This is a genomic window from Pseudomonas sp. Mn2068 (assembly GCF_049319725.1).
In the GTDB taxonomy this organism is placed as follows: Bacteria; Pseudomonadota; Gammaproteobacteria; order Pseudomonadales; family Pseudomonadaceae; genus Aquipseudomonas; species Aquipseudomonas gingeri.
Map to the genome: position 1 here is coordinate 81,812 of NZ_JBMOUG010000012.1, position 18,866 is coordinate 100,677.

Sequence of the window (18,866 nt, forward strand, 5' to 3'; positions counted from 1 at the left end):
TAAACCTCACGAAGGCGCGGTAGCGCCGTAGCGATGGAGTCGGCGCATTTTTGCGTTCGGTTGCTTCGCTCATATGGTGGACCGCGCGGGGCAGGCTTCGGCCTGGCCGGCGTTCCTTCGTGAGCCGGATTCTGACCCCCGTGCGGTCCGCCACCCCAACCGCGTCAGATCGGCGGGTGTCGGTTCCTTAACCTCACGATGGAGATAAGGAGAATGGCCTACCCCCCTTTCACGCCCGGGCACCGCCTGCTTCACCTGGCGTCAATGCAACCCGATCAGGGAGATTGCCTCCATGATTGATTGCCCATTGCTCTCGCGCCTAGCCACACCCACCCTGATCAAATTCGCCATCTTGGACACCAGCGAAGCAGTCGGTCATTTACGCCGTGCTGCACATCTGTGCCTGGACGGTGCCCGAACCCTGGCCTTTCAGAATGATCAACAACAGGAACTAGGCAACAAACTGATCCTCGACGCCATCGCCTTTTATGACACGGCACTCCTCCGGCAACGCCATCCCCCCTCACTCGCGTCAACAGCCGCCACCCGCTTCAACGCCTGCGCCGATCCGCTACCTGGAAGCCCCACCCCCTGGGAAAAGCAGTTCGCCCAGGAAATCGCCAGCGGCGCACGCTGTGCGGGGCGTTGGGCAGAACGGCAAACCACCCAACCTCTATGGTGGGAACTGATCAAAGCCCGTCGTGACTATCCGGAAGGTGATCGGCGCGAGGCCTTCGAAGCTGGCTTTCTGCGTTACCTGCAGCAGCGATTGATCGCGGCGCAATACCGGAGCCGCTTGACCTAGCGGACGTCGCAGAATCCGCCCTCCCGTTGACATTTCACTTGACAGATGGTTTGCTATTTAAAGAGCGTGTCCTTTTTTCGTCAAAGGCGCTCCAGGAGCAACAGGGCCGGCATTGCCGGCCCTGTTGCTCCTGGAGCGCGTGATGATTATGCATTTCGTCGGTTAAAGCCTTGCAATCACAGCACATCCGCTGTAAAAGCGCCCACTGAATGTGCTAACCTCAAATTCACAACAAAATAAATCCGTCCCGTTTTCGCTCCGTTTTCGCTCCTCGACGACTGGGGCTTGGCGCCGTTTACCGACGCGCAACGGCGCGACATGCTTGAACTGCTGGACGACCGGTACGGGAACCGCTCGACGCTTAACCAGCCAGATGCCGGTGGACAAATGGCACGCGCTGATCGGCGATCCGACCTTGGGCGATGCGATCCTCGACCGGCTGGTACACAATGCTTACCGCATCGAACTGAAGGGCGAATCGATGCGCAGGCGCGCGACGAAATTGACGGCAACAGGGACTTCAGACTAACAATGCAAACCTGCGTCGCTGCGCTCCGACTGCCCGGCCGGATGAGCGTGGAGCAGGTGACTGGATGTTGGTGGGCTGGGTGGCCGGATGGCGTGTAACGCGCACCCTAACAGGACAATATGAAGCCCTCAAGGCCTACTCGATGGTATAGAATCTGCCGCTGTCTTGGCTGCCTAGCCTAGAAGCTAGGCTCCGCTGGAGAACCAGTCTTTCAGACATTCATAAATTCGTCGCTCTTCTCAATTATGGAACACACGTGCTCCACCTGAATCATATTCGTACGAAAATCGCTACGCCTACAAACAAGCTCATGAAGAAAGCTTCGGGGCGATATTACACGGGTGAGCCAGTTGGACGACGTCTTGCTCAGGTCGCCGCGCGGGCGCTCGCGGCTTCTTGGCAAGGGCAGCATGAAATCCACGCCGTTGATCCTTTTGGGGGGGATGGCCGGCTGCTAGTATGGTTGGTAGAGGCTTGGGTAGATCTCTCGATGCCTCAATGCGCTTGGCGTTTAGAGCTCTGGGATTTAGATAACGCTGATTTTATCGTGGCAAAAGCCCACATAGAACGTTTACGTAACAAAGGCATCGACGTCACGTGTGAATATATAGTTGCGGATGCTTTTCAGCGTGCGATTAACTCCACAAACACTTTTGATATCGTAGTTACGAATCCTCCTTGGGAGCTGCTTAAACCTGATCGAAGGGAAACCGAGTGTCTGCAACACGATGTCAGAGAGGCTTACGTTGCTGATATGCGACGTTACGACAGTTGGTTGGCAGAGCATTATCCGCTTTCGCAACCCCGTCGAAAATTCGCGGGGTGGGGCACTAACCTTTCTAGAGTTGGGCTAGAACTGAGCGTTAAATTAACTGGCGCAGGCGGAACCCTGGGAATTGTAATCCCTGCGAGTTTGTTGGCGGATGATCAGTCGTTTAATATTCGAAAGCATCTGATAGCTGATCACCGAGTTTTGGATATCGCGTACTATTCGGCAGAAATGAAGTTATACGAGTGCGCAGATGTGGCGTCAGTTGCGTTAGTTGCTGAGACATACAGGATTGCTTTGCAGGCTATACCCATTCATTCTTATACGAAGTCTTTTGCGGTCGGCGAATCTACCAGAGTGACTTTGGATTTTGAACGTCTTTCCAAGTTTGATTTTTCGCTTCCTATCTCTTTTGGTGCGCAAGCTGCCAAACTAATTTCTGAGCTGTACGAAAAATTCCCCACGTGGGGGGAGTTAGAAGCTGATCGGGAAAATGAGTTTTGGGCTGGGCGAGAGATAGATGAAACAGGTAGCAGTGGATGGCTCGCACCTATTCATGAATGTGCGATTCCTTTTTTAAAGGGCCGTATGATTGATAGATACCAAGTCCGCGACACACCGGTCTTCGGTGTCGGTAAGATTGGGTGGAATCCCCCGAACTCCATGAAATTTGAACGGATTGCATGGAGAGACGTTTCACGTCCTAACCAGAAACGTAGAATAATTGCCGCATTAGTTCCTTCCGGGTGGGCACTTGGTAACTCCTTAGGTGTTGCTCATTTTTTTAATGCTAAGAGTGGTGGTATCCGCGCTCTGCTGGGAGTTATGAACTCAACTGTTTTTGAACTCATGCTCCGTTCTCATTTAGCAACAGGGCACATTTCCTTGAGTGCTCTTCGCAAAGTGCCTGTACCTAACGCAGAACAACTAGAAGCAGCGGTTCAGCTTCAGAGATACGTAGAGAAGGCGATCTCGGGCGATATGGAGGCGGAGTTGTTCGCCGATGCTTATGTCGCTTTGAAAATTTACGGGCTCAAATTGAATGAATATCTAATGGTTTTGGATTTATTTCCGAAACTGGGTGATGATGAAAAAAGCGATCGGCGCCTAGCCTTTGAAAGGCTGAATGGAGGGCGTTGTGATGAATAGTATCGATATTAAATCAGTTGGGTTTAAGAAAGTTTATGGGGCAGCAGAGATCAGTCAGGAAAGCGGGGTGATTTTTAATCACTACAGCGCTAGGTTGAGCGAGTTAGATCTTCGTATGGTTCGCTCGATTCCCGAGGGTGGGAACTGGAAAAATATTCCAGAAAGTATACCTTCTCGTCGCCTTGACCAAATCAGGGAAAGCTTTAAAAGAGGTGAAGGTAGCAGGTCTACTTACTATGGAAGGCTTCGTCGTGACATGCCTTCTTATACTATAAACACGTATTTCAATCGGCCGGGTAATGGTTGTCATGTGCATCCAGCTCAAGACCGAGTTATTTCACAGCGCGAGGCCGCAAGACTACAAAGCTTCCCTGATTTTTTCGAGTTTATAGGGCCTCAGGGAGCGGTTTCTACTCAGATTGGCAATGCTGTACCCCCTCTTTTAGCATATCAAATTGCTAAAACCCTCGGGCAACCAGGGGCCTATATAGACTTGTTCTCCGGTGCAGGAGGTATGGGGCTTGGGTTTAAATGGGCAGGCTGGAAGCCTATTGTTGCGAACGATATAGAACCAAGATTTTTGGCGACATATGCTAAAAATATTCATGGAAATACGATTATTGGAAGTATAACTGATAAAAATATATTTCTAGAACTTGTGGATGTTGCAAAGGAGTTTAAGGCCTCCGGGAAGCCTCTCTGGGTCTTGGGTGGGCCTCCTTGTCAGGGGTTTTCGACAGCCGGAAGCCGTAGGACTATGGATGATCCTAGGAATCATTTGTTTTGGGATTATGTGAAATTTTTAGAGCAAGTACAGCCTGACGGATTCGTTTTCGAAAACGTCACTGGGTTGATTAATATGCAGGGTGGGGAAGTTTTCTCAGCTGTTAAACAAGCATTTTCTAGTGTTATGTCTAGTGTTTCAGGTGCGGTACTGTCTTCGGACCAGTTTGGTATTCCTCAGCGTAGGAAAAGGGTTATCTTGGTCGGCAAACGAGATGATGCTGCGCCTATATGGACTCCGCCCCTCCCGATAACTTTAGGAGGAGGGGCATCAAGCCTTTTCTCTTCTGATCAACCTTGTATTTCAGTGGAGGATGCGATTAGTGATTTGCCTTCTCTTGAGCCAGGTGAAGACGGGAGCAAGAAACCCTATGTGGGACATCCCACCACGATTTACCAAGCGCTTATGCGAGGCTTTATAAGTCCAGATGAATATCTAGAGCGCCTTCGACTAGGTCAAAGGCGATGGGAGTTGTGACAGTCTTGAATGCTAATCTTTCTGATGAGTAAGGATTGCTTCGTTTTGAATATTTCTCTGGGCACCTAAGATGATTCCAGTTAATAGCCAGGGCTTGTTTACAGATGCATTGGATTGTTTGAGCTTGCATAAACGACAAATGGGGGCCAGTTATAAAGGCAGGTTTGTCCAGATATTTTTGGGGTTGAAGTTTTTTCAGAATGGAATCCCTAGCATGTATTCGGGCTCTTTTATTAGTACTGAGATGCTTCAGATGCTACTAGATGACCTGTTTACGAAGGCGAGTCGGCTCCCCAATCAGTGCGTGCTTTCCCTTTTCGAAGGGAACTTTCTCGCCCGGACTGGTTTTGTTGCTCCTGGGAATAGTTATCCGCAAAATACTTGGCGAAACAACCTTAATCTTCAAAAGGGGATTGGTTGTTTTGCTCCGCCAGCGGATCTTTCTAGTACGTCATTCCTCAATGAGGAACGGAGCGCATGTCGATATCTACAGCATTCGACTAATGGCGGACTAGCTGGAGCTCGATGCGGTTTGTGCTTAACTGGTGCTGGATATAGAAACGAAAGTCATAGGAAATGGCTTCGTATCGATCCAGGCGGCGCCGGCTATGCGGTAACCGACCTACAGAATATATCCAATTACGCGCCTTATATTGCTCCGCTAGGTCATCGTATCCCACTTTTCCCTTTGATCGTAGCGCTATATCACGATGCCGATCCCGGTTTGGTGATTGGCACACGCTCTGCTGTATCTGTGACGGATTTCGCCGCAGATTTCAATTTGTCGGCTTCAGAGGTTTCTACTTATTTCGACGCTTCCCCTTCAAACCCAATCAATGCCAGATTTATGCAGTCTGGCTATTGGAGCAATCTGGGGAACCAAACTGCTCTCACTAATATTCCTGCCGTACAATCTCCATCGACTCCCTATCCTTTATTCCCTCCCTATGTGCCTCAAGTTCCCAACTTGGTCGGAACGATAACTCCCCCACCGGGCATTAACACGGGATGGGAGGCGGAACAATATGTTGCAACAGCCCTCGCGGCAGAAGGCTGGTCCGTTTATGGAGTATCACGGCAGCAAGTCGGCTATGATATTTTTGCTCAGCGAGGACTAAAAAAGCGCTATGTGGAAGTGAAGAGTTCGCTAGGACTTTGCTCTCCATCACTAACCGCGAGAGAGTGGCAGCAAGCCGCACATTATAGAGAGTCGTACGTTTTAGCCGTTCTTGAAAATTTTAACCCTGTTGCGCAAAATGTCATATATTGGGTTCGTGATCCCGTTAATCGTTGTAGCTCTGTTCAGCAGATTTCGATTTCTCACTCGATTCCACGAAGCTCTTGGACCGCTGCGACTATCCCCATATCCGACCTGTATACCTGAGGCGGGTAAGCGATAGTAAATGCCTCGCTTGACTCTTTTAAGCGAGGCTTTTTTTGTTTCAGGGATTATCAGGTTAACCAAGTGGTATGGTTAACCGTTTCTCACCACGCATCCTGCTCACCTTGTTCCTCAATCTCATCGGCGCCATTTTTAGCAAACCACTCCAACGAGTCTGCTCTTTCTAGGGTCATGCTCAGCTCACACCCCACTCACTCTAGGAGATTCATCGTACCCCCTGTGAGTGAGTAGTACATGCCGCAATCGGCGTCTCGAAACTTTACCCATAGACCTTCTCTTCTTCTGAGCAGACAGAACAGCCGTCGCTGATGTGTAAGCCTTATTTAACCGAGCATTCTGATTCGCAAATTCTATATGTCCGCAGTCGCTAAATTCTGACGTGTTACCGCCGGAATTCGAAGTGCAAGTACTATACGCGGGAGAATAGTCGCTTTTAGCAAATGCCCCGACCTCTGCCCGTCACGGTAGGCAGAAACCAGCCGAACCCAGCCAATCCGGTTAGATCCTGGAGTTCAGGTACTCCACGCAGCGGCACAAGCAAGAGCGCATTGATTTGAATCAGAGCGCAGTCTGGATATTGTTCTTGAAATTGTATTGAAACCGGTCACCGTAAATAGATTTCACGATTAGGGTAAAATCTAGGTCTCGCTGGATTTTGGCCCCAAGCAACAACTTCGTAAGCGCACACGCACTGGGAGCATTTTTGCTGATCTCAATTAGGCCAATTTCCTCACCCAGTTTCAGAGAGTCATTCGGGCGAGGACCGCCTATAGTGAGACAATCGGTATCAAGGCGCATTGATTGAACGGCACCACCGAATCGGCCATAACTATTGTCCGCAACAGGCTCCCCAGCGACAGTTACTTCAAGGCTCTCAACATAGGCAGGGCCTAATCCATTATTGAAAACGTATATGCCGTTCTGATCCGTTTTGCCGTCGAGCTTGAAATAAGCATTGATCCTTGGCTCAACAGCAACATGGTTTTGAACTTTCTGCTGATACCCCTGCCATAGCGAAAGCCCCAATGCACAGACTGCAATCGCCAAGCTCAATTTATCAATGTGCGATTTCTTCAATGTTCTGCCTTTTCATTCGGGATTGTGTGGAGAGGAAATTGTTAGCAGGGAGCTGTTCGTTGATGGATCGCCCTTGAAGGGCTTCAGGCAAACAGCTTCTTCGGAATTCGTATTGCACGTCGCATAGAACAAACTTGGCATTTCAGCGGGCCAATCTCTGGCGTTTAACCCTCAGCCCTAACCTACGTTGACCTCGACCAATCGCAACGGGGATGACGGCATGTCTAGCATGTACTGCCTGGACACCATCTCTGCCGTAAGCCCGGCAGCCGTCAGCACCCGCCTCCAAGTACTATAGTCCAGTAAATTGATCGCTCTCTGTACAAGCATGGGCGACTCCATTGGGATCAACTCGTCAAACTCCTCATGCTTCGTGAAGCCCTTGCGATTGAGGTAGGTGAAGCCAGATTTAGCCTGCTCGGCTGTGAGCAGATCAAGGGTGTGAGCCCTAAAGATAAGCGCCTTGAAGCTTACCTTCCAACGAAGCTTCATATCCTTAAGTGCTGGCCAATTAAGGTACTTGCCTCGCATTGGAGGAAATTCTGATGCAAAGCTTACCCGCGGCATCAACAAGGCACTGGCAAACTGGTTAGCCTGATCCTCAGTCAGGCGGCAGCCGGTCTCAATGCCTTGGTGCATGATCAAATGACCCATCTCGTGGGCAAGGTCGAAACGTTGCCTACATGGATTCACCTTGGCGGTGTTCCTTACTATCAACGGTCGTTTGTTGGACAACGAGAACGCATCGACCTTGTCATCAGCGTCTGCCAAATTCACCACCAGCACGCCAACCCTTTCCGCCAGCTTGGTCACGCTCGACAGGGGGCCAATCCCCAGGCTGTGTTCACGTCGAAATTTTTCAGCAACCTGTTCGATCTTGTTGATACCGGATACCGGTTCTTCCAACGTGCTGAAACTAACTGCTGGAAAGGCAATCTCTTTATCTAGCTCGTCGATCAGTAGCTCAAAGAGCTCAACCTGAGCCGCAATGGTCTTCTTAAGTGTCTGCGAAGAAGATCGCACGCTTCGAAAATGGCATTGCTCCAGCTCCACCGAACCGCGCCGTGGCGTGAAGAAAAAACTCTCGCGCACGCCCAATGCTTCAGATAGTTGGGCGAGTTGGGTGCTTGAGGGTACCGCATTGACTTCCAGCTTATGCGCATATTGCCGGGTAACGCCCAGGAGTTCTCCGATATCAGCAAGCGAGCGCCCCGCCGCACATCGTGCGAGGCGGAGTTTGTCGGGCGAAAACTCGTCGCCAAAAGGCAAAAAACCTGTTCTGTCATTCATTTATTGGATCAGCATCTCGTTTTGCGTTCTGGTCGGCATCTTTGTCCCGACGAGCGACTAATGGTTCCTCGATCTCCACCTCTTGTGAAAGCTCGGTGGTACGAGGAGCGAACAGAGGCACGTAATCATGCACCCACTTACAGACGAGGCTGCGGTTGGTATCGAACCCTAGAATCGATGCCGTTAGCTTGGGTCCGTCGAAGTTACCGTCGCTATCTACATACAAACGCCAGGTGATGTTTTTGTCGATAGCGGGCCCGAGCAGGCTAGCTTGGTAGAGCTCAACGCGATTGGACTGAATTCGGTAGCCTTTCTTCCTGACCTCTGGATCGTCCATCACCACTTGCATGAGCACGCTGTTCACGCTAAGCGTGAAGTCCATGGTGCGATTAGTAAGCAACAGCCATGGAAGAGAGGGATCACGATGTAAACGTTTGAATCGGCCATGGACACGGCCATAAGGGAGAGTTCCCATCGTCCAATTGGTGTCATCTTCTGTAGAGGTTACCTCCAACGCACGGTAAGCCGCCTCCAGAACGTTATTGCAAACTAGCTCAATGTATTCCTGCTTCAGTTTTGGCTCTAGCTCACTCGGGTGTTGGATCGGGGGCATGTGGCCCCTCCATAAAAGTGTGCAAAATGTAGATACTGTCAACTAGCATTTTTGTGCAGATCAAAGGCTTTGTCAACCTACTGCTTCAATGGGCGTTAATGGTATAGAGGCTTCTGTGTCCCGCTGCAGAACTGCCACCATACTGCTACCACACGGTCAACTGCTCAGCTACGATGGGGCTACCCGGCAAGCGAACATGCAGCGCTTTGGGTACGTCCACGCGGGTCGCAGGTAAATAAAAAGCCATGAAAGGATTCTAAGTTGAAACTTAAGCACGTCCGTATCTGCGGCTTCCAATCCTTCGGGGCAGAGCCGGTCACCATAGATCTTGAAAATCTCACATTCCTTATCGGCCCGAATGGCTCGGGCAAGACCGCGACACTGCAGGCACTCTGTCGGCTTTTTTCTTTCGATCCCAATCAACGGCGACTGCGCAAATCTGATTTCTCCGTCCCTCACGACGAGAAGCAGGCACCTGACGAAAGAACGCTGTGGATCGAGGCTGAACTTACATTTCCAGAGCTGGATGACGACGCGGGTGAGCACCCGACCATCCCCTGTCACTTTGGGCACATGCGACTGGATGATCCGGACGGGGTGCCTCGCGTAAGGTATCGGCTAGATGCTTCGATCGGCGCTGATGATGAGATCGAGCAAAGTCTTCGCTACGTCCTCGATGTCAACGAAGCGGGTGATCCGGTCGATACCGTCCCTGTGCCTCGGGATGAGCGGAACTTTATCCAGGTGCACTACCTTCCGGCTCGTCGTGACCCAGCAGACCATATCGCTTATGGTGCGAATGCATTGCTTGGGCGCCTGCTGCGAGCGGTTAACTGGTCAGCCCAGCGCGATACTATTAGGCAGTTGACCACGGACATATCGGAAAGCCTAACCGACAACGAGTCGGTTCTGAATCTCAGCGCAGGGCTGTCCAAGACTTGGAAGGAGCTCCATAAAGGGCAATTCTTCGCGAGCCCTAGTGTGACGTTCATTGCCAACGAAATTGAGTCACTGCTACGACATCTGTCCGTATCTTTCTCACCTGGCCACGGTGAGCAGATGGTCGATTTTTCACGGCTTAGCGATGGTCAGAAATCGATGCTCTATCTGTCATTGGTTTTGTCATCGCAGGCTATAGGCCGGGCAGTGCTCAATGGTGAGGATGACTCCTTCGACTCGGACAAGCTGAGACCGGCAGTCTTTACCATTGTCGCCCTGGAGGAGCCCGAAAATAGCTTATCTCCCCATTATCTGGGGCGAATCGTTTCGTCGCTCAAAACACTAGTGGGCAGTCCAGGATTCGCTGACTCGCAAGCCTTGATCGCAACCCATGCCCCGTCAATGTTGCGACGCGTCGAGCCGTCCGCGATAAGGTACCTGCGGCTGGATGAAATGCGGTGCACGGTGGTAACCAAAATCAAAATGCCTTCCAACAAAAAAGGCGAGGCGTACAAGTTCGTAAGGGAAGCTATCCAGGCATACCCAGAGTTGTACTTCTCACGCTTGGTGATCTTAGGGGAGGGTGACAGCGAGGAGATCGTGCTACCTCGCTTGCTCGCAGCCAAGGGGCTACTGGTAGACGAAGCAGCTATTTCGATTGCGCCATTAGGCGGCCGTCATATCAATCACTTTTGGCGACTCCTCAGTGGCCTGGAGATCCCTTACGTTACTCTTCTTGATCTTGACGTGGCACGGTTTGGTGGAGGTTGGGGGAGGATTAAGTATGTCGCTACTGAGCTCAAGGAGCACCGGCCTAATGAGCTTTATTTGCCGGAGGATCAGTTGGCAACGCTGCCAAAGTGGAACAATGCCACTCATAAGATTCTGAAGGTAGAAAAAGATCCGAAATACAAATCTTACATTGGTGACCTTGAACCGATGGGGGTGTTTTTTTCGGCGCCAATGGATCTCGATTTTTCGATGCTCAAAGCTTTCCCTGAGGCTTACGGCCTGACGGCCGATAAGCTACTCCCCCCGAAACTCGCTCAGGTCAAATCCGTGCTGGGTGATAGCCATTATGATGCCAAGCAGTACTCACTGACTGAGCGTAAGCACTTCATCGCGTATCACAAGCTTTTCAAACTCGATAGCAAACCCAAGTCGCATATTGAAGCGCTCTCGCAGCTGACTGATCAGCAACTCAAGGACTCGATGCCTGCATCCTTGGAACGCCTGACCGATTTCGTCATAGCTAAAGTCGAGGCGCTCCAGGAATGATACTGATCGAAGATTGGACGCCCTCAGAAGGCATAGTGCTTGAGCCGAATGCCGAAACTGCGGTGAGGGAGGTTAAACGATGCGTTGCGCTCACCGCTGGCCCAGGCTCAGGTAAATCCGAGTTGCTTGCACAGCGGGCCGATTTTCTGCTGTCGACGGGAACGTGCCGCTACCCGAAGAGGATTTTGGCCATCGCCTTCAAGGTCGACGCAAGCAACAACTTGAAAGAGCGGGTTTGGCGGCGGTGCGGGGCTGGGTACGCCAGTCGGTTCGATAGCTACACGTTTCACGGTTTCGCTAAACGGATCATTGAGCGCTTTCGGCCGGTTCTCATTGGTGACGACGCGCTGAATGCTGGATTCCAAGTGGTTCCCAGGGGAAAGGCCCATCCTGTCCAGACCGAATTTGGTCTTCTTATTCCATTGGCCATCAAGATCCTCGATGCTTATCCGATGGCTGTGAATGCCCTCAGGCAGACCTACAGTGACGTGTTTCTCGATGAGTTCCAAGACTGCACAAACGAGCAGTACGCGCTGGTCAGCAAAATTTTCGTAGGCACAAAGCGTCGCGTCACCGCCGTTGGTGATGTAAAGCAGAAAATTATGGGATGGGCTGGTGCGCTTGACGGCGTTTTCGGCAAATTTGAAAGTGACTTCTCTGCGACTCATCTTAATATTTACCGCAATTTTCGTTCGCAGCCACGGCTTCTACGGTTGCAAAACGAGATAGTCAAAGTCCTCGATCCAGGCTCTGAAATGCCGGAGAGCCTACTTGAAGGAGAAGGCGGGGAGATCCATGCCCAAGCTTTCGACCACTGCACAGAAGAAGCCGCTAGCTTGGCTGCACAAATCAACATCTGGATCAACGTGGAGGGCCTAGCTCCTTCTGAGATCGCGGTTCTTGTGAGAAGCCAACCCGAGGCCTATACCACCCAATTGACAGTGGCGCTGGACGCTATGGGCATATCACACCGTAACGAGAACCAGATGCAGGACTTAGCCACCGAACCTATGGCAATGGTGATTGTGGACTATCTGCTATGCCTTTACGGTTCGCGAGAGCCTAAGGCGTGGACAAGGTTAATGCGTCGGATCATTCCGTCCGACGATGACGAGCAAGGCGGAGCTGTCCGCACTGACTGGAACAGATTCATCAAAGAGGCTCGCAAGTCTGCTGCCGAGGATTTGGGAAAGAGATGCTACGCGCAGCGGTGGAGTCTTTTGAAGGAGTTCCTGTCTATGGTTGGAGTGAGCTTGCTCACGAGCCTTTCCAATGACTACGAGTCGAGGGATCGACTGAAGGAAGTCATCCGAGATATTAAAAAGCACATTGATGCCGCCTTAGAGCAGGAGCCTGACTTGGTTCAGGCTCTGTCCCAACTGTCTGATGACCAGTCGATCCGGATCCTCACGGTACACAAAAGCAAAGGTTTGGAGTTTGATTCTGTGATCATGCTTGGCGTGGAAGATCAGGCCTACTGGGGCAATGACACTCATGAAACCCGTTGTACGTTTTTTGTCGGAGTGTCACGTGCCAAAAGGAGGCTAGTGGTAACCACAGCTCAGACTAGGGACAACCTAAGCGACATCAGCAGTTGGCGATTCCGGCGAAACCCCCATGCAGAGTTTCTGGCGTATGTTTCAAAATGGCAGAGCGAAACCTTATAAAACAAGCCCTCTAATCACCAAGCCTATTTTCAAGTGCAGAGACTTTGAACGCAGGTGCTGCTTGAGCTAGGGCGAATGGACATCTACAGGCCAACACCGAATCAAAAGCTATCGCTCAGCCGCAAGAAGATGACCGCTAATCATGAGTGCGAAGCAAGGTTGTCGAACGATTACAAGAAATGAGAGTGGCACTATCATCTGTTGAAGTATTCCAATTGGTATTCCATCCCAAATACAAAAACGGAATTAATGATATAAATCAGCAGTATAAGAAATTAATTCAGATTACCCCGGCGAAGCAAACAACAAAGCCAGCCCAGTGCGGGTTTTGTTGCGTCTGAGCCTTGGCTTTTCACCCCGCCGCCCTTACCCGCCCTATGTGCACGTCCGCTCGGCAGTCGGTCCACTTGTACCTACTCATTTGTACTCGGCCCACCATGGGAGCCGGGCTTGCCCGCCAAGAGATCAGCGCAACCACCTCAAGCCCCCGTATGTACGCAGGCCTTCAACGAGCAAACCAGGCAAAAACCCACAAAATAAATGCGTCCGTTTTCAGCAGAACCGCATCAACCAGATGCTCGACCATCCAGGGCTGGGGCCGCCCCCTCAAGCAAAGCATCCACCACCGCCTTCGCCATCTCTACCGAGTGCAGCATGCCCCAGAACAGCGTTCGCTCCACTGGATTGGTATGCAAGCTGATTTCGTCACCGTTCAGCTCGGCGACCTCCAACAGGTTCGATACGTAGCTCAGCGCGTCGTGGGCTGTGACGCCGGGTTGGATGGCAAAAATCGTGGGACGCAGAGGGTCAGCGTGGTTGACGGTTTTGGACAGGGTTACAGCGAGGGTATCAAGCAATCGGGCCGCATCTGGCCGCATGGGTTTCACAGAATCGCCGAAAACGGGAGGCGGATCTGGGGTGATTTTCTTAACCATGGCAAATCTCCTGACTGTGATAGGGGATCTCCACGCTCGCTGCGACACAAGGGTGGCGAACTGTACGCAGGTTCGCAGACCGGTCAGTCAGGAAAAACCGGCAGGCATAAGCCTCCTGCGCACAGCCCGCCATAAAGCAGACATGAAAAAACCGCTTACGCGGCGCTGTGCGCCTGACTGAACGCCGGGCTGCGAAACCCGTATCGCTGAATTTGCAGCGACAACAGGAATGTAGACACGGCATTGGACACACACAACATTCTCACACGCCTAAAACGCGTAGGAAAAGTAAGTTCATTTTGAAAGCTATTTCTACTCATTACGAGACACCCGCGATCCAGGGGTGAAAAAGGAAAACCTCTCACCCACCGGTTCGAATTCGCCGGCCACCCACCCGCTCTTATCCGCAGCCGCGGAACGACGGCATCTCGATCATGAGGGTGTCTTTAGAAGCGGGCCGTCAGCGTCAGGTACGCTGAACGTGGTTGAGTGGGCAGTACCACTGGGGAGCCCATGTATTGATAGGTCTCGAAGACTTTGCGACCTGTCAGGTTTACCGCCGAAACCGAGATCGTGTAGCGGTCGAAATCGTAGGAAGTCTGCGCATCCAGCAGTGCGTAGCCTGGGACGGATACCGTATTAGGCAGGGTTAACTCACGCGCGCTGAGTGCTGTAATACCAGCACCCAAGCCCAGTCCCTTGGCGGCGCCGTCAAGTATCCGATAGCGGACTGCGAGGCGACCGCTGTGCCGTGGTACGCGAGGCAGTCCATCACCGACCGGAATCGAGTTGTCCTCTGTGATCTCTGCCTGGGTGTAGGCGTAGTTACCCAGCAATGAAACAGCGGGGGTCGGTTCCCAGACCAGGTCCGCTTCTACCCCGCGAGCGCGTTGTTCGCCGCTCTGTACCGAGTAACCCAGAGTCGCGTAGGTAGGGTCAGGATCAGGGGTGGACACATTACGACGCGTCTGCTCGAACACGGCGAGAGTGCCCGAAATACCGAGATCGCTGAACGCCAGTTTGACGCCCGCCTCATAATTGCGAGACAGCTCAGGCTTGGGCGCCTCGTTACCAGTGAAGTTGAACGCTCCCCTGAAACCGGTGGAATACGCCGCGTAGAGCGCAAGACTTTCGGTCAGGTCATAGGTGATGCCAAACCGTGGTGTCACACGATGATATGAAGCATCTACACCTTGCTCTTGTTGGTTGATGTCGAGCTGGGTCAATCGCAACGACCCCAACAAGTGCAAACGGCCATAGGTCGCTTGATCCTGAACGTATAAAGCCTTCGTCTCGTAACGGTTGGTCTGGGACACCGTTGTTTCGGGCGTCGCGCCGTAGGAAATCCCATATCCCGGATTGGCAAGGTCAAGCTCGCCGATGAGTTCAATGCCGGACATCCCCGAGCTGAAGTGAGTGTTGTCGTAACTGATACCCACCAGCAACTCATGATCTCCACCCAGCGATTCGACTCGGGAGCTTAGGTTGGTATCCAGCGTGCTTTCCCGGACATTCGTGGGCAGGTAAAGCTTGAATATCGGGTAAACCGTGGGTGTCGTGGGATTCGGTCCCAGAAGGTCCGGAAATACAAGGCTGCCATAATCGCGAACTTTGCCCTCGTAATACTGAGCGGTGACGGTCAGTCGTGTGTCGTCGTTAAGCTCATGCGTAAGCTCGGCGGTGGTTGTTCGATTCTCGATAGTGGTGTGAGGCTGTCCGTGGGTCGCTCCTGGGAAGGCGTTGCGATCAATCTGCCCGCTCAATGCTTGAGCGGCTGGCAGGCCGGAATATTCGACCTGGCTGCGATTCTCGTATTGGCCGCGTAGTAGCAACTCAGTCTCTGGCGATAGCTGGAAAGCGATGCTGGGTTGTATCGACCACTGATGGCCGTTGACATGATCAATCCAGCTGTTGTTTTCTTGATAGTCGGCGGTAATCCGTGCGGCGACCTTGTCGCCGATGGGTGTGTTGAGATCCAGCGAAGGATTCTCTGTGCCGAAGCTACCGGTGCGCATCGACAGCAGTGCACTTGGCTCGGTCTCGGGCCGTTTGGAAACCACGTTGATCAAGCCACCCAGCGGCGCGCCGATACCGCCGCCGTACAACGCTGATGTAGGGCCTTTGAGTACCTCGATGCGCTCGGTGCCGATGAGGCTGGTCGGGTCGATGCTCGCTGCCGTGCCGCCAAAGGCAGGCAGCCCGTTCATGTAAATTTCCGCCGGAAAACCGCGCACGATTGGCTGGGCGAACAGTGCCTCCTGCTGCTTGGTTGCTCTTACCCCCGAGACGTTGACCAGCGCGTCGGCAAGCGAATGACTGTCCTGCTCCTTGAGGATCGTTTGCGTGACAACTTGCACGGATTGCGGGACTTCGACCAGGGGCGTGTCGGTGCGCGTGGCCGACGCAGAAGAGGGTGCGCTGTAGCCCTCACGCGACCCGGAAACGGTTATGGTTTCCAACGTCCAAATCTGTGATTGATCGGATGTTGGGGGTGCATCCACGGCACCGTCTTGTGAATGGGCAATGACTGGTAATGCCAGCCCCAGAAACATGCAAAAGGCATGGCGCCAGCGCAGCCGCGACGGATCAATGTAAAACGGCGGCTCGTTCTTGTCCGAGTACATGGGATATTCCGATGAAAGTCATGTGAAGCTGAATGCGCAGGAGGATTGGGCATCACCAGAATCAAAAGCCCGTATTTATCCACCGGGCCGCTGCCGCAGTCATGAAGGCATCAATGGTTTTTTCGTGGGGGTGCGCCTGACAGGTCGACGGCGATTAACGTCAGACATGCTGGCCACCGTTAACGTGAATCTCGGCGCCGTTTACGTAAGAAGCGCCACCGGTGCAAAGGAAGTAGACGAGCGAGGCAACTTCTTCAGGTTTGCCCAGCCGGTTCATCGGCACCAGCCGTTCAACGATTTGCGCAGTGCCTGCGGAGAGCATTGAGGTTTCAATTTCTCCGGGTGCGATAGCGTTGACCCTTACGCCATGTCGGCCAAAATCAAAGGCCATTTCCCGAGTCAGGGCGCAGAGCGCAGCTTTGGATGTGGAATAGGCCACACCTGCAAACGGGTGCACCTTGGAACCTGCAATAGAGGTCACGTTGATGATGCTGCCTTTTGCAGCTTTCAATTCATCAAACAGCCCCCGCGCAAGGAGGGCCGTGGAAAACAGATTGACATTGAAGACCTTGATCCAGGTTGCATAGTCGGACTCCAGAACACCCAGGCGTGTCCCCTCAGGCCCCTTGGGCGAAATTCCGGCATTGTTTACCAATGCATCCAGGCGCCCACCCAATTTCTCCCTGATGGCCGGAAGGCTATCAGTGATGCTCTCAATATCTTCCAGATCAAGATGAATGTGGTTGAGCAAGCCCTCGGCCCATGGGCATTCAGCGACCCAGTCCTGGCGAGAGGCGGTGAAAATCCTCCACCCGGCGGCGTGAAAGTGTTTGACGGTGGCATGGCCGATGCCACGACTGGCACCGGTCAATAACAGTGTCTTCTCGCTCATACATGCATTACCTGTTAAAAGTTTCGATTGGCTTTCAAGCGATCCAGGTCAAGAAATTCGCGATCTTCAATGGGCTGCTTTTGGTGGGGCGTGTCTTTAAAGCCGTCCAGGGCTGCGTGATGACCGCCTAAGGCCCATTGGCGGCAATATCAGTGTTGGCGCGGTCCCACCCGCCACCCAAGGCTCTGATCAGATTCACCGTTGCAATGGCCTGAGTGCCCGTCAGACGGCTCAGTTGCAGTTCGGTTTGCAAGACCTGGCGCTGGGCATCGATCACGTCCAAGTAGCTGATCTGTCCCTCTTCATACTGAGTTTTAGAAAGCCGCTCTGTCCGTATGGACGCTGCAACAGCTGCGCTTTGATTACCTTTCTGATCATCGAGCAACCTCAGGTCCGCCAGGTTGTCCTCTACCTCTCTGAACGCCACCAATACTTGCTCCCGATACTTCGCAACCTGCTCGTCGTATCGAGCCCTTGCAGAGGCGAGATCTGCTTTCCTGCGACCACCATCAAATATCGGTAACGTCAGCGCCGTTCCCGTAAGGGGGCCTAGTAGAAAAGACCGAGTCGACCAGTCGAACAGATTCCCCAGCGACGACGACTCGAAGCCGGCAGTGGCATTTATGTTAAGCCGCGGAAAAAATGCTGATTTCGCCAATCCGATTTGTGCGTTGGCCGCAGCCATGGCTCTCTCGGCGGCAGCAATATCGGGACGGCGTTCCAGTAGCGCTGATGGCAATCCGACAGGCACCTGGGTCGCGATGGGCTCTATCGGTGAGTCAGGGAAATCGAAGTCGGCAGGAGACTTGCCCAACAACACGGCAAGACCATGTTCCGATGTCGCGCGAAGCCGTGCGATCCCTACCGAGTCCGCCCTGGCGGTCGATAATTCGTTGCGCGCTCGCGAGAGGTCAAGCTCGCTTATGTCGCCTTCTTTGAATCGCCCCTCCACTAATTTCAGGGTGTTTTCACGGAGGGTGACCGTGCGACGAAATAGTCGAAGTTGGTTGTCGTACTCACGCAGCTCGAAATAATTTTTCGCCACATCAGCTTGGAGGGCCAACAGCACAGAACGATACAGCGCCTCGTTCTGTGCTTGATTAGCGAGCGCGGTGTTCACTTGTGAATCCACCTTCCCGAACAGGTCTACCTCGTAAGAGGCTGTCGCCTGCGCCCGCCAAAGAGTCTGCGTGGACCCACTCGCATCGTCAGGCAACAATTGCGAGGCAGGAGACAGGCGTTCACGCGTAGGACCAAATCCCGCATCCAGGGACGGGAACCATCCCGCTCGGGCTGATTGGGTCAAGGCTCTCGATTGCTGGACTCGTGCGGCAGCCGCCTTCAGATTCTGATTAGCCTCTGCGGCTTGCCGCTCCAGGTCGTTCAGCACCGGGTCGCCAAAGACCAGCCACCATTGCCCACGATGTTCGGCATCGGCCGGTTCAGCGTTTTTCCAGGCGCTATCCTTGGGCAAGGATGCTTGCTTCTGTTCAGCCGAAGCTTCCTTGAACGTCTGCGGAGTCGGGACGTCGGGGCGGTTGTATGTCGGCTCCACAGAGCATGCTGATAGAAGCGATAGCAGCGCTGAGGAGGTTAGCAGTCCAACAATAGACTTTTGGGGTAACTGGATCATTCG

The 18,866-nt window shown here is 52.8% G+C and carries 13 protein-coding genes and 2 pseudogenes; 7 read left to right on the forward strand and 8 right to left on the reverse strand.

What is annotated here, in order from left to right:
* Positions 1–292: 292 nt before the first annotated feature.
* The 5 genes and pseudogenes from ACL9RJ_RS23840 to ACL9RJ_RS23860 all read left to right on the forward strand — a co-directional run bounded on the left by ACL9RJ_RS23840 (position 293) and on the right by ACL9RJ_RS23860 (position 5,897).
* Positions 293–805, forward strand: coding sequence for a LasR-specific antiactivator QslA (locus tag ACL9RJ_RS23840; RefSeq protein WP_422765731.1), 513 nt, complete (start codon positions 293–295; stop codon positions 803–805).
* Positions 806–1,072: 267 nt separating this feature from the next.
* Positions 1,073–1,334 (forward strand): annotated as a pseudogene (locus tag ACL9RJ_RS23845) (ATP-binding protein); the annotation flags it as partial.
* A 256-nt stretch (positions 1,335–1,590) separates the two neighbouring features.
* Positions 1,591–3,252 carry an Alw26I/Eco31I/Esp3I family type II restriction adenine-specific DNA-methyltransferase gene (locus ACL9RJ_RS23850; RefSeq protein WP_422765732.1) on the forward strand — a complete coding sequence of 554 codons (1,662 nt, stop codon included), beginning with the start codon at positions 1,591–1,593 and terminating at the stop codon, positions 3,250–3,252.
* Complete coding sequence (gene dcm, locus ACL9RJ_RS23855) at positions 3,245–4,513, forward strand: DNA (cytosine-5-)-methyltransferase (RefSeq protein ID WP_422765733.1); 1,269 nt, start codon at positions 3,245–3,247, stop codon at positions 4,511–4,513. Before ACL9RJ_RS23850 ends, dcm begins: the two co-directional genes overlap by 8 nt.
* Positions 4,514–4,583: 70 nt before the next feature.
* Positions 4,584–5,897, forward strand: a complete 1,314-nt coding sequence (locus ACL9RJ_RS23860) for a protein NO VEIN domain-containing protein (protein ID WP_422765734.1) — start codon at positions 4,584–4,586, stop codon at positions 5,895–5,897.
* A 198-nt stretch (positions 5,898–6,095) separates the two neighbouring features.
* Here ACL9RJ_RS23860 and ACL9RJ_RS23865 read toward each other — a convergent pair.
* From ACL9RJ_RS23865 to ACL9RJ_RS23880, 4 genes and pseudogenes are all read right to left on the reverse strand, one after another.
* Positions 6,096–6,308, reverse strand: a pseudogene (locus ACL9RJ_RS23865) (hypothetical protein); the annotation flags it as partial.
* 165 nt (positions 6,309–6,473) lie between these two features.
* A complete protein-coding gene (locus ACL9RJ_RS23870) occupies positions 6,474–6,992 on the reverse strand; it encodes a hypothetical protein (protein ID WP_422765735.1) in 519 nt (172 codons plus the stop codon).
* Between the two features lie 177 nt (positions 6,993–7,169).
* A complete protein-coding gene (locus ACL9RJ_RS23875) occupies positions 7,170–8,282 on the reverse strand; it encodes a helix-turn-helix domain-containing protein (RefSeq protein WP_422765736.1) in 1,113 nt (370 codons plus the stop codon).
* Entirely contained in the window at positions 8,275–8,895 is a 621-nt protein-coding gene (locus ACL9RJ_RS23880) for a hypothetical protein (RefSeq protein WP_422765737.1), read from the reverse strand. The genes ACL9RJ_RS23875 and ACL9RJ_RS23880 overlap by 8 nt, the downstream gene beginning before the upstream one ends.
* 261 nt (positions 8,896–9,156) lie before the next feature.
* On the opposite strand from ACL9RJ_RS23880, the gene ACL9RJ_RS23885 reads away from it, so the two are divergent.
* Together ACL9RJ_RS23885 and ACL9RJ_RS23890 are read left to right on the forward strand one after the other, a co-directional pair.
* Positions 9,157–11,112 (forward strand): ATP-dependent nuclease, encoded by a 1,956-nt coding sequence (locus ACL9RJ_RS23885; protein WP_422765738.1) that lies wholly within the window; start codon positions 9,157–9,159, stop codon positions 11,110–11,112.
* The gene (locus tag ACL9RJ_RS23890; protein WP_422765739.1) at positions 11,109–12,779 is read left to right on the forward strand and encodes a UvrD-helicase domain-containing protein; all 1,671 of its coding nucleotides are present in this window, start codon (positions 11,109–11,111) and stop codon (positions 12,777–12,779) included. The genes ACL9RJ_RS23885 and ACL9RJ_RS23890 overlap by 4 nt, the downstream gene beginning before the upstream one ends.
* A 566-nt stretch (positions 12,780–13,345) precedes the next feature.
* Here the strand turns inward: ACL9RJ_RS23890 and ACL9RJ_RS23895 are convergent.
* From ACL9RJ_RS23895 to ACL9RJ_RS23910, 4 genes are all read right to left on the reverse strand, one after another.
* Positions 13,346–13,714 (reverse strand): hypothetical protein, encoded by a 369-nt coding sequence (locus tag ACL9RJ_RS23895; protein ID WP_422765740.1) that lies wholly within the window; start codon positions 13,712–13,714, stop codon positions 13,346–13,348.
* Between the two features lie 446 nt (positions 13,715–14,160).
* Positions 14,161–16,338, reverse strand: coding sequence for a TonB-dependent siderophore receptor (locus ACL9RJ_RS23900; protein WP_422765741.1), 2,178 nt, complete (start codon positions 16,336–16,338; stop codon positions 14,161–14,163).
* Between the two features lie 160 nt (positions 16,339–16,498).
* A complete protein-coding gene (locus tag ACL9RJ_RS23905; protein WP_422765742.1) occupies positions 16,499–17,230 on the reverse strand; it encodes an SDR family NAD(P)-dependent oxidoreductase in 732 nt (243 codons plus the stop codon).
* A 127-nt stretch (positions 17,231–17,357) separates the two neighbouring features.
* On the reverse strand, positions 17,358–18,863 hold the full coding sequence (locus tag ACL9RJ_RS23910; protein ID WP_246356572.1) for an efflux transporter outer membrane subunit: 1,506 nt from the start codon (positions 18,861–18,863) through the stop codon (positions 17,358–17,360).
* Between the last annotated feature and the right edge of the window lie 3 nt (positions 18,864–18,866).